Below are 14,967 nucleotides of genomic sequence, written 5' to 3' on the forward strand. Positions count from 1 at the left end.
CGGTCAGCGGGCCGGACCGCGGCGGCCGCCCGGGGCGACCGCCGCGGCACCGGTCACGTCGAGGGGATCACCGGCAGCAGCAGGTACGACTGCCGGTCCGGGCCGGTGTGGACGGTGACGTCGCCACCGAAGACCTCCGCGGGACGGTCCCGGGGGTCGTCGTGCTTGAACGGACCGACGCCGTTCCACACGCCGGCGAGCTTCTCGCCCTCGTCGCTGACGTCGCCGGGGTAGACGTAGTCCTTGCCGCGCACGGTCAGCGCGATGCGGTGCCCCGGTGGGACGACGATGCAGGTCGGCCAGATCTCGACGTCGAGCTCGTAGACCTCACCGGGCGCGAGCGGCTCGATCTCGTCGTGCGTGTGGTACGGCCGGTAGGGCAGGGACAGCTCCTTGTCGAGCTTGCGGTGCGAGGCCCGCAGCCAGCCCTGGGCGACCGGGGTGTGCGGGTCCAGCGCCCCGTGGAAGACGACCTCCTTGAGGTCGGGCCCGAAGACCCGGACGACGAGGAAGAGGTCGGCGTCCTCGGTCGCCGAGGAGACGAACAGCTTGGCCGCCAGCGGGCCGGTGATCTCGGTCTCCTCCTGCACGGGCGGCAGGAGGAACGTCGCGCCGTCGCCCATCCCGGCGTAGGTGACCGAGCCCGCGGCCTCGGGCGCCTCGGTGGAGAGGGTGAGGTCCCGGGCGTCGAGGTGGTACTTGGTCCACCGGGTGCGGGCCAGCGGCCACTCGTCCTCCCGCCGCTCCACGAAGCGCTCTCCCGGGTGCCGCACCTGCAGCAGCACCGGGGGCTGGTCGGCCCAGCCGGTGTCCTCACCCTTGAGGAAGTGTCCGAAGAACTTCTTCTGCAGGGCCACGCCGTAGTCGGTGTAGAACTCCGTCCAGTGCTCGAGCCCGTGCACCTCCAGCCACTTCTGCGAGCTGGCCGAGCGCACGAAGCCCTCGAAGTTGCCCCGCGGGTGCAGCCCCTGGCCGCCCCAGTTGGCCGAGGAGAGCAGCGGCGTCTCGACCTTGCTCCAGTCGGGCATGCGCGACTGCCAGTACTCGGCGGTGTCGAGTTTGTTGGCCAGGCAGTCCTCGTAGAAGTCGCGCCGGTTGGCGCCCAGCTGCTCGGGGGTCAGCGTCTCCGGCCCGGAGACCCAGTCACCGGTCAGCCGGCTGCGGTAGCCGTTGGTGCCCTTGCCGTTCTGGACGCTCCAGACCTGCGCCTCCGACCACGCCTTGGTGAACCCGTTGCAGAAGATCCCGCCGTGGTGGGCCATGTCGCGGTAGAAGTCGGCCGCTCCCTCCCACGTGCAGATGGCGGCCAGGTGCTCCGGCTGCAGGGCCGCGGTCTGCCACTGGTTCTCCGCGAAGTAGGAGATCCCGTTGAGGCCGACCTTGCCGTTGGACCACGGCTGCACGCCGGCCCAGTCGACGCAGATCGCGAGGTCCTGCGCCTCGCGCAGCGACCAGATGTCGATGACGCCCTCCGAGGTGCCCGCACCCCGGCTGTCCACGCGGATGACGACGTAGCCGTCGGGCACCCACTTCTCCGGGTCGACGACCTCCCACACCTGGTACTTGTTCGTCGACCCCGTCGGCACGTCGGGGTGCTCGGCGCACATCAGGCGCCACTGGAACGCGTAGCCGTCCTCGAAGTGCAACTGCTTGCCGTAGGGCCCGAGGGTCATGATCACGGGGTAGCGGCCCTCGGCCGGCGGCCGGTAGATGTCGCAGCGCAGCACGACCCCGTCGTCCATCACGATCGGCATGTCCCAGTCGATGAGCATGCCGTCGCGCAGTTCGGTCTTCTCCCGGTGGCGCATGGATCTCCCTCGTCGTCGGATGCGGGCCGCGGGGCCGCGGACCTGGTGGTGGACCTCAGCCGACCTCGCGCTCGGCGGCGATCACGTCCTGCATGAGCAGGTCCCAGACGTGCGCGGTGACCTCCTGGAACCGCGCGGTCTTGAGCGTCGCGCGGGTGCGGGGGTGCGGGATGCCCACGTCGATGACCTCGTGGATGTGGCTGGGCCGGCCCTTGAGCACCACCACGCGGTCCCCCATGAGGACCGCCTCCTCGATGGAGTGGGTCACGAACATCATCGCGATGGGCCGGGTCTCCCAGATGCGCAGCATCTCGAACTGCAGGATCTCGCGCGTCTGGGCGTCGATGGCGCTGAAGGGCTCGTCCATGAGCAGGACGTGGGGTTCGACGGCCAGCGCCCGGGCCAGGCCCGCGCGCTGCTGCATGCCGCCGGACAGCTGGTGCGGGAAGGCCTTCTCGAAGCCGGCGAGGCCGACCATCTTGATGTACTCCGGGACCACCTCGGCGATGCGTTCCTTGGGCGCCTTCGCCAGCTTCAACCCGTAGGCGACGTTGTTGTAGACGTTCTTCCACGGGAAGAGGCCGAAGTGCTGGAAGACCATGCTCACCCCGGGCGTCGGCCCGTCGACCGGCTTGCCGTCGATGGTCACCGAGCCCGAGTCGAGCCGGGTCAGCCCGTCGACGCTGCGCAGCAGGGTGGTCTTGCCGCAGCCGGACGGGCCGACGATGGAGACGATCTCGCGGTCCTGGATGGTCAGGTCGATGCCGTCGAAGACGGTCAGGTCGCCGTAGCGCACCGCCGCCCCCGAGACGACGACGCGGGGGCCGGTCGCGGGGCCGGTCGCGGCGCCGCCCGGAGCAGCGTCGGGGCCGGTGGTGGATCGGGTCATCGCTGCGCTCCTCGTCCTCGGGTCCCTCAGGCGCCCGGGATGATCGGGACCAGCAGGTGGGACTGCCGCTCCCCGCCGGTGTGGACGGTGACCGTGCCCTCGAACAGCTCGGCGGGCCGGTCGACGGGGTCGTCGTGCACGAACGGCCCGCACCCGGTCATCGGGTTCTTCATGTTCGACAGGTGCTCGGCCGGACCGGGGTAGACGTAGTCCTTGCCGCGGACGTCGAGCTGCAGGGTGTAGCCGGCGGGGATGACCAGGCAGGTCGGCCAGATCTCGACGTCGAGCTCGTAGACCGTGCCCGGCTCGAGCGGCTGGATCTCGTCGTGGGTGTGGTAGGGCCGGTACGGCCGGGACAGCTCGGGGTCGAGCTTGCGGTGCGAGGCCCGCAGCCAGCCCTGGGCGACCGGCGTGTGCGGGTCGAGCGCCCCGTGGAAGACGACCTCCTCCCCTTCCGGCGAGAAGACGCGCACGACGAGGAACAGGTCGGCGTCGGCGGTGCTGGACTCCACGAAGAGCTTCGCGGCCAGCGGGCCGGTGATCTCGGCCTGCTCGGGGAACGGCCCGAAGGTGAACGACGCGCCGTCGCCCGTGGTGTCGTAGGCGACCGAGGCGGCAGCGGCCGGCGGCTGCTCGCTGAGGCTCCCGGCGTCGGCGTCCAGGTAGAGGCGGGTCCAGCGGGTCCGCTCCAGCGGCCAGGACTGCTCGTGGCGCACCACGAAGGTGCTGTCCACGTGCCGGATGTTCAGCTGCACCGGCGGCTGGTCGGCCCAGCCGTTGTCCTCGCCCTTGAGGAAGTGGTCGAAGAAGCGCAGCTGCAGCTCACGCCCGTAGTCGGTGTAGAAGTGACTCCAGTGCTCGAGGCCGTGCATCTCGAGCCACTTCTGCGACGACGCCGACCGCCCGTACCCCTCGACGTTGCCGCGCAGGTGCAGCCCCTGCCCGCCCCAGTTGCCGGTGGACAGCAGCGGCACCGTGATCTTCGAGAAGTCCGGCGTCCGCTCGGCGTAGAGCTCGTCGTCGAGCGGGTGCCGGCGGAACTGCTCGTCGAGGTCGGTGAGGTTCTCGGCGAGCTGCTCCTTGCTGAGCTTCTCGTCGCCGCAGACGAGCAGGCCGGAGTTCGGGTCCCGGGGTCCCTCCTCGCCGCGGCCGTACTGCACGGTCGTGACCTGCATGGGGATCCAGTTCGCCACGAACGTGCAGAGGATCCCGCCGTGGTGGCTCATGTCCCGGTACCAGTCGGAGGCGCCCTCCCACACGCAGATCGCGGCCAGGTGCTCCGGCTGCAGCGCGGCCACCTGCCACTGGTTCATGGCGTAGTAGGAGATGCCGTCGAGCCCGACCTTGCCGTTGCTGTACGGCAGCGTGCCCGCCCACTCGATGCAGTCGTGGAAGTCGCGGGTCTCGCGGGCCGACCAGAGGTCCATCTTGCCCGGCGAGCGGCCGGCACCCCGGGAGTCGACCCGGATGCAGACGTAGTCCCGGGGCACCCACTTCTCCGGGTCGACGACCTCCCAGTTCTGGAAGCGGTTGGTCGAGCCGGCCGTGACGTCGGGGTGGTTCCTCGCCATGATCTCCCAGGAGGTCTTGTAGCCCTCCTGGAACGGCAGCCCCTTCCCGTAGGGGCCGTAGGTGATCAGCACCGGGAAGCGGCCCTCCCGGGCGGGCCGGTAGACGTCGGCACGCAGCAGCAGGCCGTCGTCCATCTCGATGGGCACGTCCCACTCGATGAAGATGTCCTCGGGCGTGGTCTCGCGGTGGTGGGCGCCGGGGGTCTCGGTCAGGGCCACGGGGGAACTCCTTCTCGACGGGCGACGGGGGCGCACCGGGGGGCGCGCCGGGGGGAGGGGACGGGCGGGGAGCCGGCCGTCAGCGGCCGTACCAGGGCAGGAACCGCCGCCGGGCGAGCGTCAGCAGGGCGCGGGCGGCGACGACGAAGAGGGTCAGCACGATGACCCCGACGAAGGCCTGGTTCTGCTGGAAGCTGCGGCTCTGCTGCAGGATCGAGTAGCCCAGGCCGGGCACACCGGCGAGGAACTCGACGGCGACGGCGGTGACCAGCGCGCGGGCGATGGCCAGCTGCAGACCGGCGATGAGGTACGGGATCGCGTTGCGCAGGGCGATCCCGAACCAGATGTTGTGCACCCGCGCCCGGAAGGTGCGGGCCACGTCCAGGTACTCCTTGGGGATGGCCCGCGACCCGTCCGCCGTCGTCACGACGATGGGCAGGAACGCCGACAGGGCGACGGCGACCAGCCGGGTCTCGGGGGTGTAGCCGAGCCAGATGGTCATCAGCGGGACCACCGCGACCATGGGCAGGGTGTAGAGGGCGCTGACGTAGGACGTGAAGAACCAGCGCACGAGCTTGATCCGGCCCATCGCCAGGCCCAGGACCAGCCCCGCGGCAGCCCCGATGAGGACGCCGTAGACGACCGAGCCGATGGTGGCCCAGGCGTCCTCCCAGAACTGCTCGCTGGCGAAGACCTCCGGGACCGCCTGCGCCACACCGAGCGGGCGGGCGATGAACGGCGACTCCAGCATCCGTGCGCCCAGGTCCCAGAGGACCAGGATCAACACGCCGGTGAGCACCCGGAGCAGCCAGTTCGGCGGCCGGCGGCGTTCGCGCCGCCGGCGTCCCGGCGGGACCGCCTGGGCCGTGCCCGAGGGCTCGCCGGGCAGCGGTACCGCCTCGGTGGCGGTCGAGCCCTGACCCGCGGGTGCGCTCACCGGCCGGCCACCGGCGGCCGGCTCCCTGGTGCCGGTTCGCTTCGTGGTCATCCGGACAGCCCCTCCCGCCAGCCGGCGAAGCGCCGCTCGACGACCCCGCTCACCCCCATCAGGCTCACCGCGATGACGGAGATCACCAGGGTCACCGCCAGCGCACCGGCGGAGTCGAAGTTGGTCGACGCGCGGATGAGCAGGTCCCCGACGCCGGTGGCGTTGAGGAACAGCTCGGCGATGATCGTGCCGACCAGCGCCCCCGCGATGCCCTGCTTGATGCCGGTCACCGCGTACGGGACCGTGTAGGGGATCACCACGTCGGCCCACAGCTGCCGCTCGGTGGACCGGTAGGAGTGGGCGACGTCGAGCAGCCGTCCGGGGACGCTGCGGGCGCCCTCCATCGCGCTGATCAGGATGGGGAAGATCGCCGTCAGGACGACGACCAGGACCTTCGCCCGGAAGTCGAACCCGATGCCGGCCAGGATGAACGGCACCAGCGTGATCACCGGGATGGCGTAGAGCCCGTACACGTACGTCTCCACCGCCGCGGTGACCAGCGGGAACCGTGCGAAGACCAGCCCGAGCGGGAGCCCCAGCACGATCGACAGCACCAGGCCGGTGAGGAAGATCTTGCCGGAGGAGGCCAGTGCGTCCGGGAGCTCCCCGTTGCTGATGAGCTCACCCAGCCGCGCCATCGTCTCGGTGAAGCTCGCCAGCAGCAGCCCGCTCCCGGCGGCCGCGAGCTGCCACACCACGGCGAGCACCACCAGGCTGAGGGCGTAGACGCCCCAGCGCGCCCATCTCTCCGTCGCCATCCCGATCGCTCCCCCTCGGTGGAGTGCCGGTCAGTTCGTCGACTCGACCAGCTGCTGGGCCTCGTCGTAGATGCTGGGGTCGATCAGGTCCTCGTAGGTCGGCGCGTTGGCCTCGGTGATGGCGCCGGCGTCGATCTGCTCCTGGATGACGCCCTCGATCTTCTGCTGGTCCAGCCCGGAGCCCTCCGGCCAGAACTCGAACTCGAGGAAGAGGTCGACCGCCTCCTGGGCCACCTCGACCGGCTGCTGGTTGTACTTCGAGGCGATCTCGGCGAAGCGCTCGGAGTTGGCCGGGTCGCGGACGAACTCGTTGGCCTCGATGTAGGCCGCGGTCAGCCGGACGACGGCGTCCCGGTTCTGCTCGATGTAGTCGGTCGTCGCCACCTGCAGCACGTAGTGCGTGTTCGGGTTGACGTCCTTGACGAGGCTGATGACCTCCTCGACGTTGGTGTCGGTGGTCGCCTCGATGAACGCCTCCTCGTCGTAGTGCAGGTTGGCGATGGTCACCTGGCCCTGCACGAGCGCCTGGATGACCGGCGGGCCGGCGAAGTTGACGAACTCGACGTCGTCCACGGTCAGGCCGCAGGAGGCGAGCATCGTGACGGTGGAGTTGTACCGGGCGCCGCCGGTCTGGTCGACCGCGATGGTCTGGCCCCGGAGGTCCTCGCAGCTGGTGATGGCCGGGTCGGTGGTCGCGATGTAGTAGTCGGGCTTGTCCATGCCGACCATGCCCTTGACCGGCGCGCCCTCGGCCACGACGTTCACCAGGCTGGACGTGGACGTCAGGGCGGCGTCGAGCTGCCCGCCGATCACGGCCCGCACGGAGTCCGCGCCGTTGGCGAAGTTCTGGAAGGTGACGTCCAGGCCGTACTTGTCGAGGATCCCCTCCTCGTCGGCCACGTGCATCATCAGGCTGCCGTAGACCACCGGCGTCCCGGCGGTGCCGAAGGTCATGGCGATGGTGTCCCCACCGCCACCACCCCCGCCGCCGGACCCCCCGCCCGAGTCGTCGCCACCGCAGGCGGTGGCGGCCAGCAGCACGGCGAGGCCTGCGCCCGCCAGCCGCGAGGGTCGAGGAGTGCGTCGAGGAGCGGTCACGGGCTTGCCTCCGAGCGTGGGAGGGACAGCGGACGGCGATCCGGCCGAGACCCGGGCGTTCCTGGGACGCCTGGGTGGCTACCGGGCTCGGGCGAGAAAGTTATCGGTGATGTGACGTACCGCACTCCACGCGACCGACAGATCGGGGAGCCGTTTTTTGGGCCCTGGCACAAGTCCCCCGGCGAGCGTCCGAACACAATGCAAGGGGCTCGAGCCGACGCACCCGACACGCAGGAGCGCACCCATGCAGGACGTGGACGGGCGGATCGCCGTCGTCACCGGCGGAGGGACCGGCATCGGCCGGGCGACGGCGGTGGCCCTCGCCGGCCGGGGGTACCGGGTCGTGGTCGTCGGCCGGCGGTCCGGACCGCTGGAGGAGACCGTCGCCGACGTGACGGCCGCGGGCGGGACGGCGACCGCCGCGACGCTCGACGTCACCGACGCCGACGCGGTGCAGCGGCTCGTCGGCGAGGTCACCGACCGGCACGGCCGGCTGGACCTGCTGGTGAACAACGCCGGGGTCAACGTCGCGCGGCGCAGCATGGCGGCCCTGTCGGTGGCCGACTGGCACGCGATCGTGCAGGTCAACCTGACCGGCACGTTCCTCGTGACCCACGCCGCGCTGCCGGCGATGCGGGCGCAGCGGTCGGGGACCGTCGTCAACATCTCCTCGATGGCCGGCTACCGGGCCAGCGCGCTGACCGGCCCGGCCTACAACGCCGCCAAGGCGGGGGTGAACTCGTTCACCGAGTCGATCAACCTCGCCGAGCGGGTCAACGGCATCCGGGCGTGCGCCATCTGCCCGGGCGAGGTCGCCACACCGATCCTGGAGCAGCGACCGGTGCCCCCCTCACCGGAGGCCCGGGCGACGATGCTCCAGCCCGAGGACCTCGCCGACACCGTCGTCTTCGTCGCGACGCTGCCGCAGCGTGCCAACGTCGAGCTGCTCACGATCTACCCGACGCAGCAGCGCGACTGGACGACGGAGCTGGGGTAGCCCGGTGGCCGCCGAGCACGACCAGCGGTACCCCGCGCTGCGCCGGCCGCTGACCCTCGGCGGGCTGCGGCTGGCCAACCGCCTGGTCATGTCGCCGCTGACGACCTACGGGCTGCCCGACCCCGACGGCTCCTCCAACGACCGCCACCGCGCCTTCTACGAGCGCCGCGCGCGCAGCGGGCTCGGGCTGGTGCACGTGGAGTCCGCCCTGGTGCACCCCTCCGGGCAGTGCTGGCCCAACCACCTGGCCATCCACGACGACCGGTTCGTGCCCGGACTGGCCGCGCTGGCCGGCGCGATCAAGCAGCACGGGCCGGTGGCCGTCCTGCAGCTGCACCACGGCGGGCGCGTCGCGGTGGAGGCGCTCAGCGGACAGCCGGTGCTCGCCCCGTCGGCGCTCCCGGCACCGGGGCGGCCGGTGCCGAAGGAGATGACCGTCGAGGAGATCGACACGATGGTCGAGGCCTTCGCGCAGGGGGCGCGGCGGGCGCGGGAGGCCGGCTTCGACGGGGTCGAGCTGCACATGGGCACCGCCTACCTGCTGCTGAGCTTCCTCTCCCCCGCGCAGAACGTCCGCGAGGACGAGTACGGCCGCGACCTCGCCGGCCGGATGCGCTTCCCGCTGCGGATCCTCGAGCGGATCCGCGAGGTCGCCGGCGACGACTACCCCGTCGGCGCCCGGATCGTCGGCTCGGACTACCACGACGGCGGCGTGGACCTCGACTACTGCCTGCGCGTGGCGACGCGGCTGGAGCGGGCCGGGGTGGCCTACCTCGACGTGTCCGCCGGGGCGGGGCCGAACACCGTGCGGGACTCGCCGCTGGTGATGGGCGGCGGGTCGGCGGTGTTCGCCGGGTTCGCCGCGGCGGTGAAGCAGGTGGTCTCGATCCCGGTGGTCTCGGTCGGCCGCTACTACACGCTGGCCGCGGCGGAGCAGGCCGTCGCCGAGGGCAGCGCCGACCTGGTCGCGCTGGGCCGCGCGCTCATCGCCGACCCGGACGTCGTCGGCAAGTCACTGGCCGGCCGGGAGGACGAGGTCGTCCCCTGCATCGCCTGCCAGGCCTGCCACGGCGGCATCACCACGGCCCTGGGGGTCTCCTGCCTGCTGCACCCCGAGACCGGGCACGAGCTGGAGCTGCCCGTCGTGCCGGCCGGGCGGCCGCGCCGGGTCCTGGTGACCGGCAGCGGGGTCGCCGGCCTGGAACTGGCCCGGGTCGCCGCCCTGCGCGGCCACGAGGTCACCGTCGCGACCGGCGAGCTGCCCTTCGGCGGGCTGCTCGCGCTGCGCGCGCGGGTACCCGGCGCCGCCGAGGTCGGCAACGGCGTCGAGTACTTCCGGCGCGAGCTGCGCCGGCTCGGGGTCCGGGTCCGGACCGACGCCGGACCGGAGCAGCCCGACGTCACGGTCGACGCGACGCCGGGCGCCCCGGTGCTGCCCGACCTGGCCGGCGACGGGACCGTCGCCCTCGCCGCAGCGGACGACGTCCTGACCGGCCGCCTGGACCTCGACGCCGCCGGGGAGCGGGTCGCCGTGGTCGGTCCGGGCCTGCTCGCCGGTGAGACCGCCCTGCTGGTCGCCGCGGCCGGGAAGCAGGTCACGCTCGTCGTGCCCGGCGACCGGCCCATGGCCGACGCCCACCCGCTGGTCGCCGGGACGACGGCGCTGCGCCTCGCCGGGCACGGCGCCGCGACGGTTCCCGGGCTGACCGTGCGCGGCGTGGCCGGCTCGCGCCTCGAGGTGGACGGCGCCGACGGGCCGGGCTCCCTGGGCCCGTTCGACCTCCTCGTGTGGGCGGTGGGCTGGGCGCGGTCCGGGACGGCGGCGCACGCCGTGGGTGACACGTGGGACGCCTTCGCCCAGCGCCTGCTGGTGCACGACGCCGCACGGCTCGCCCGGCAGCTCTGAGCGGCGCCCGGTGGCGGGCCGCGTGGCACCGCCACCGGGCGGCCCCCTCCCGGGTCCCGCCCCGAGCCTGCGAGGGGTGGGGAGGAGGGGGCGCTCTTTCAGTACATGACCAGGCCGTTGGCCACGTTGAGGTCCTCGCCGGTGATGGCCGCCGCCCGGGGGGAGGCGAGGAAGGCCACCGCCTCGGCGACGTCCTGCGGGCGGACCAGCCGCTGCAGCGCCGACCCGCCGGCGAACTCGGCGCGGGCCTCCTCGACCGAGATCCCGCGCGAGGCGGCCTGTTGCTCGAGGACCCAGTTGATCCGAGGCCCCTCGACACCGCCCGGTGAGACCAGGTTGACCCGGACCCCGGAGGAGCCGACCTCCCACGCGAGGGTGCGCACCAGGCCGATCAGCGCGGTCTTCGACGCGGCGTAGGGCGTGCGGTTGACCAGCGGCCGCTTGCCGGTCACCGAGCCGATGACGACCACCGAGCCCGACCGGCGGGCGATCATGCCCGGGAGGAAGGCCTTGCAGGCCAGCATCGTCCCGGTCACGTTGACCCGGAAGGTGTCCTCCCACTCGTCGAGCGGCATCTCCACCAGCGGCGTGCTGGGCCCCCCGACGCCGCTGTTGTTGACCAGGACGTCCACCCGGCCGAACTCGGCGTCCGCGGCCTTGGCCGCCGCCGTGATCGAGTCCGGGTCGCGCAGGTCCATCGCGACCGGCAGGGCCCGCCGGCCGGCGGCGCGCACCTGCTCGGCGACCTCCTCCATCGCGTCGGTGGAACGGCCGGTCAGCACGACGTCGGCCCCCTCGGCGGCCAGCCGCAGGGAGATCTCCCGGCCGATCCCCGTGCCCGCGCCGGTCACCGCGGCCACCCGGCCCTCGAGCAGGGGGGCCCCTCCCGTCAGGCCCGTCACTTGACCGCGATCGCGTTCATCGGCGACCCCGCCGCACCGGTGATCGGCAGCGGGGCGGCGGACAGCAGGAACTCGTAGACGCCGTCCTCGGCGCAGTCCTCGCCGATCGCCTGCAGGTCCCAGATCTCGCCGAAGAGGATGCCCATGTGCACCAGGGCGACGATGTGCAGCGGCTGGAAGAGGTCGACCTCGTTGGGCCGCACCTCGCAGCCCCAGGTGTCGGTCGCGATCGCCGCGATGTCGTGCTGGTACAGCCACGGGGCGGTGTGCAGCGACAGGCCGGGCGCCGCCCCGCCGTTGTAGTCGCCCCAGTTGCCGCGGCGGGTCTCGGTCATCCCGGTGCGGACGATGAGCGCGTCGCCGGTGCGGACCTCCACGCCCTGCGCGGCGGCCGTGGCGTCGAGGTCCTCGGCGGTGATCGCGTAGCCGGGCTCGAGGCACTCCACACCCTTGTGCCGGGCCACGTCGAGCAGGACCCCGCGCATGACGAGCTTGTCCTTGGCGACCTGGATGCCGCAGGTCGCCGCGCCCTTGGCGGAGACGTTGCCGGCGTCGAACCCGTTGTACATCTGCCCCTTCCAGAAGATGTGCGCCAGGCTGTCCCACTGGCTGCCGGACTGGTTGGGGGTGACCAGGACGTCGTCGGAGAAGCCGAACCCCTTCGACGGGCCGAACCCGCCGGGCAGCGGGTCCTGCTTGCCGGCCAGGTAGTCGGTGCCGGTCGCGGTCATCATGTTCAGCGGGTTGGCCCGGAAGCCGCCCGACTGCGGGCCGTTGAGGTCCAGCGGCAGCCCCATCGAGATGACCTTGCCCTGGCGGACCAGCGCGGCGGCCGCGACGACCTGCTCCGGCCCGACGTGGTTGAGCGCCCCGAGCTGGTCGTCCTCCCCCCACCGTCCCCAGTTCGAGAACTTGCCGATGTAGTCGCGGATGACGTCGTCTCCCCGGAAGGGCACGTCATCGGCCGGCGAGGTGGCCATGGTTCCTCCTGACCTGCTGGGTGGACGCGCCCCGGGGCCGGGACGCGGGTCGACCTGGATCACCGCACGGGCATGTCCGCGGAGTCGCCCGGTGCGCGGAGACCGAAGGTGAGCGAGGGGTCACCGGGGACCCAGTCGCTGCGGAACTGCGCGCCCTCCCCGAGGTCGCGCGTGCGGGCGAGCAGCGCCCGCCCGAGGTCGAGCTGGGCCGGCTCCCACAGCCGCAGGGCCTCCCGGACGTCGCCGCCGGAGCGCAGCAGGGCAGCCGCGAGCGCCCACACGTCGTCGGCTCCCTTGGCGGTGGCCGCGGCCGCGTGCGGCCGGACGGCGAAGGCGGCGTCGCCGACCAGCGCCACCCGGCCGAAGGCCATCCGGGGCACCTCGACGTCGACCATCACCTGGAGGAAGGGCGCCCCGCTCTTGACCGCGACCTCTGCCAGGGGCGGCGGCAGCTGGGTGCGCGCGGTCTCCCGGAAGTCGACCAGGTGCTCGTCACGCACCGCGCCGGGCGGCAGGGAGACGTCGCGCCGCTTGCCGGTGCGGTCGGTCAGCAGGTCGGCCAGGGGCTCACCCTCGGGCACGTTGCGGTACCAGACCAGGTTCATCAACCGGCGTCCCGGCTCGACCGCGCCGTCGTAGTTGGGGATCGGATAGGTCAGCGCGTGGCTGTGCGGGCGGACGTAGTAGGTGAGCGAGTCGTCGAGCGCGGCGAACGTCTCCGGGCTCAGCTCCCGCTCGTCCACGACCGCGCGCCAGGCCACGTAGCCGCCGTAGCGCTGCTGGACGTCGGGGAGCATGGTCCGGCGGGTGAACGACGAGACGCCGTCGGCGCCGACCAGCAGGTCCGCGGTGGCGGTGCGGCCACCGGCGAGGGCGATCTGCACCTCGTCGGGCGTCTGGGTGATGCCGGTCGCCTCGGAGTCGAGGTGGTAGCGGTCCCGGCCGAAGGCGTTGAGCAGGGTGCCGTAGAGGGTGTTGTAGCCGGTGAAGTGGTGCCGGCGGGCGTCCGCGGTGAGGACCGACCCGTCGTCGGCGAGGTAGCGGTGCCAGGACGCCGACGTGCTGACCGCGGACAGGTCGAGCAGCCGGTTCTCCAGCAGGTACCGCACCGTCGTCGGGTGGAGCACGATGCCCACCCCGCGGCCCTCCAGCGGGGACCGCGACCGCTCGTAGACGTCGACCTCGCAGCCGATGTCGCGGAACACCAACGCGGTGGTGAGCCCGATCAGCGAGCCGCCGAGCACGGCCACCCGCAGCGGCCGGCTCCCGGACAGCCGGGCGGCGTCGCCGCTCACCGGACCGCTCCGTCGCTCGCGGTCAGCACGTCGGGGGCCTCCTCACCCGCCGGCGGCACTCCCGGCCGGCAGCCTGGAACGTGGTCGGGCTCACGTGTAGCGTCTCGGCGGCTGTCGGTGGAGGGAGGAACCCGGTGCTCGACGCGGCCGATCCCGCGCTCACCGGCCGCGAGCCCCTGCCCGCATGGGTCCGGGCCCTGGCCGCCGACGTCGACCTGACCGCGCTGTGCGACCGGGTCGTGGCCCGCGACGTCGCGGTCGCCTTCCCCGACCTCGCCGACGACCCCGGCTTCGCCGAGCACCTGCGGGCCAGCGTGCAGGAGAACCTGCGGCTGCTGCAGCAGGTCCTCTGCGGCCGGCTGCCGCTGGACGCCGTCCGCCTGGAGCAGCCGCTGGTCTTCGCCCGGGTGCAGGCGGAGCTGCGGATCCCGCAGACCGCGCTGCAGCGCTCCTACCGCGTGGGCTTCGCCGAGATGTGGCAGGCCTGGGCCGACCGGCTGCAGGAGGTCGCCGAGGCCGCGGACGTGCCCCGCGACGAGGCGGTGCGCGCGCTGGTCCAGCTGACCACCGCGATCTTCGACTACCAGGACCACGTGGCCTCCCTGGTCGCGGAGAACCACGCGCGGGTGGACGAGGCGCTCAGCCGCACCCGCGCGCACGTCCGGCAGGGGCTGGTGCGGGAGATCCTGCGCGGGGACCGGACGTCGCTGGCCCCCTCCGACCTCATCACGCTCGACCACGACCTCGCCGGGGAGCACGTCGTCGTCCTGCTGCCGTCGGTGGCCGAGGGCGCGGCCGGCAGCCTCACGACCGGGGTGCGGGCGCGCACCGGCGTCCGCTCGACCCTGGTCCACCCCGTCGACCTGAGCCGGACGGCGGTCTGGCTGACCCTCCCCGGCTGGACCCGGGACGGGCACCGGCGGCTGCTGGCAGCGCTGGCCGACACCGGTGTGGAGGCCTCGGTCTCCGAACCGCACAGCGGCCTGGCCGGCTTCCGCGAGGCCTACGCGCAGGCCCAGGACATCGAGCGGGTGCGCACGGCGTGGGGCCGCTCCGCCGCGCCGCGCGTCCTCGAGCACTCCGACGTGGCCCTGGAGATCCTGCTGCTGCGCGATCCGGAGCGGGCCCGCCGCTTCGTGCGCACCGAGCTCGGCCCGCTGGCCGAGGACACCCCCGAGGCCGCCCGGCTGCGGGAGACGCTCGAGGCCTCCTTCCGGCTGGGCAGCCACGTCGCCGCCGCCGAGCACCTGCAGCTGCACGAGCACACCGTCCGCAACCGGCTGCACCGGGCCGAGGAGCACCTCGGCCACCCGCTGGCGGAGCGGCGCACCGAGCTGCAGGTGGCCCTCCGGCTCCAGCGGCTGCTGGCGGGCCCGGCCTAGCGCGCCGCCCTGGGCGCCGCGCAGCACCCTCCGTTCGCTGCCGCGGAGCGCTCCGCTCCTCACTCGTCCCTCGCTGCGGTGCCCACGCCCCTGTCCGCTCAGTGCCCCCCGTTCGCTCCCGCGGGGCGCTCCGCTCCTCACTCGTCCCTCGCTGCGGTGCCCACGCCCCTGTCC

At 72.9% G+C, this 14,967-nt stretch carries 12 protein-coding genes; 3 read left to right on the top strand and 9 right to left on the bottom strand.

Going from position 1 to position 14,967, the window contains the following annotated elements:
• Positions 1 to 53 precede the first annotated feature (53 nt).
• The 6 genes from ACI79I_RS20000 to ACI79I_RS20025 all read right to left on the bottom strand — a co-directional run bounded on the left by ACI79I_RS20000 (position 54) and on the right by ACI79I_RS20025 (position 7,331).
• On the bottom strand, positions 54 to 1,808 hold the full coding sequence (locus ACI79I_RS20000; RefSeq protein WP_456994062.1) for a CocE/NonD family hydrolase: 1,755 nt from the start codon (positions 1,806 to 1,808) through the stop codon (positions 54 to 56).
• A 55-nt stretch (positions 1,809 to 1,863) separates the two neighbouring features.
• Positions 1,864 to 2,697 (bottom strand): ABC transporter ATP-binding protein, encoded by an 834-nt coding sequence (locus tag ACI79I_RS20005; protein ID WP_456994063.1) that lies wholly within the window; start codon positions 2,695 to 2,697, stop codon positions 1,864 to 1,866.
• Positions 2,698 to 2,723: 26 nt separating this feature from the next.
• On the bottom strand, positions 2,724 to 4,487 hold the full coding sequence (locus ACI79I_RS20010; RefSeq protein ID WP_456994064.1) for a CocE/NonD family hydrolase: 1,764 nt from the start codon (positions 4,485 to 4,487) through the stop codon (positions 2,724 to 2,726).
• A 79-nt stretch (positions 4,488 to 4,566) separates the two neighbouring features.
• Positions 4,567 to 5,475 (bottom strand): ABC transporter permease, encoded by a 909-nt coding sequence (locus ACI79I_RS20015; RefSeq protein ID WP_456994065.1) that lies wholly within the window; start codon positions 5,473 to 5,475, stop codon positions 4,567 to 4,569.
• Positions 5,472 to 6,233 (bottom strand): ABC transporter permease, encoded by a 762-nt coding sequence (locus ACI79I_RS20020; protein ID WP_456994066.1) that lies wholly within the window; start codon positions 6,231 to 6,233, stop codon positions 5,472 to 5,474. The genes ACI79I_RS20015 and ACI79I_RS20020 overlap by 4 nt, the downstream gene beginning before the upstream one ends.
• Positions 6,234 to 6,263: 30 nt before the next feature.
• A complete protein-coding gene (locus ACI79I_RS20025) occupies positions 6,264 to 7,331 on the bottom strand; it encodes an ABC transporter substrate-binding protein (RefSeq protein WP_456994067.1) in 1,068 nt (355 codons plus the stop codon).
• A gap of 244 nt (positions 7,332 to 7,575) precedes the next feature.
• Here ACI79I_RS20025 and ACI79I_RS20030 point away from each other — a divergent pair, with 244 nt between their 5' ends.
• Positions 7,576 to 8,328, top strand: a complete 753-nt coding sequence (locus ACI79I_RS20030; protein ID WP_456945738.1) for an SDR family oxidoreductase — start codon at positions 7,576 to 7,578, stop codon at positions 8,326 to 8,328.
• Between the two features lie 4 nt (positions 8,329 to 8,332).
• A complete protein-coding gene (locus tag ACI79I_RS20035) occupies positions 8,333 to 10,234 on the top strand; it encodes an oxidoreductase (RefSeq protein WP_456994068.1) in 1,902 nt (633 codons plus the stop codon).
• 98 nt (positions 10,235 to 10,332) lie between these two features.
• On the opposite strand, the gene ACI79I_RS20040 is transcribed toward ACI79I_RS20035, so the two are convergent.
• The 3 genes from ACI79I_RS20040 to ACI79I_RS20050 are packed head-to-tail and all read right to left on the bottom strand — an operon-like array spanning position 10,333 to position 13,411.
• Positions 10,333 to 11,136: an SDR family NAD(P)-dependent oxidoreductase gene (locus ACI79I_RS20040; protein WP_456994069.1), complete on the bottom strand. Its 804-nt coding sequence runs from the start codon at positions 11,134 to 11,136 to the stop codon at positions 10,333 to 10,335.
• Positions 11,133 to 12,116 (bottom strand): cyclase family protein, encoded by a 984-nt coding sequence (locus ACI79I_RS20045; RefSeq protein ID WP_456994070.1) that lies wholly within the window; start codon positions 12,114 to 12,116, stop codon positions 11,133 to 11,135. The genes ACI79I_RS20040 and ACI79I_RS20045 overlap by 4 nt, the downstream gene beginning before the upstream one ends.
• A gap of 59 nt (positions 12,117 to 12,175) precedes the next feature.
• Complete coding sequence (locus tag ACI79I_RS20050; protein ID WP_456994071.1) at positions 12,176 to 13,411, bottom strand: FAD binding domain-containing protein; 1,236 nt, start codon at positions 13,409 to 13,411, stop codon at positions 12,176 to 12,178.
• Between the two features lie 134 nt (positions 13,412 to 13,545).
• On the opposite strand from ACI79I_RS20050, the gene ACI79I_RS20055 reads away from it, so the two are divergent.
• Complete coding sequence (locus ACI79I_RS20055) at positions 13,546 to 14,793, top strand: PucR family transcriptional regulator (protein ID WP_456994072.1); 1,248 nt, start codon at positions 13,546 to 13,548, stop codon at positions 14,791 to 14,793.
• Positions 14,794 to 14,967: the final 174 nt, after the last annotated feature.

Source organism: Geodermatophilus sp. SYSU D01105, assembly GCF_054050095.1.

Bases quoted from the DNA above. Each gene is read 5' to 3' on its own strand.
- ACI79I_RS20000 (WP_456994062.1), bottom strand. From the start codon at position 1,808: ATGCGCCACCGGGAGAAGACCGAACTGCGCGACGGCATGCTCATCGAC.
- ACI79I_RS20005 (WP_456994063.1), bottom strand. From the start codon at position 2,697: ATGACCCGATCCACCACCGGCCCCGACGCTGCTCCGGGCGGCGCCGCG.
- ACI79I_RS20020 (WP_456994066.1), bottom strand. From the start codon at position 6,233: ATGGCGACGGAGAGATGGGCGCGCTGGGGCGTCTACGCCCTCAGCCTG.
- ACI79I_RS20015 (WP_456994065.1), bottom strand. From the start codon at position 5,475: ATGACCACGAAGCGAACCGGCACCAGGGAGCCGGCCGCCGGTGGCCGG.
- ACI79I_RS20045 (WP_456994070.1), bottom strand. From the start codon at position 12,116: ATGGCCACCTCGCCGGCCGATGACGTGCCCTTCCGGGGAGACGACGTC.
- ACI79I_RS20030 (WP_456945738.1), top strand. From the start codon at position 7,576: ATGCAGGACGTGGACGGGCGGATCGCCGTCGTCACCGGCGGAGGGACC.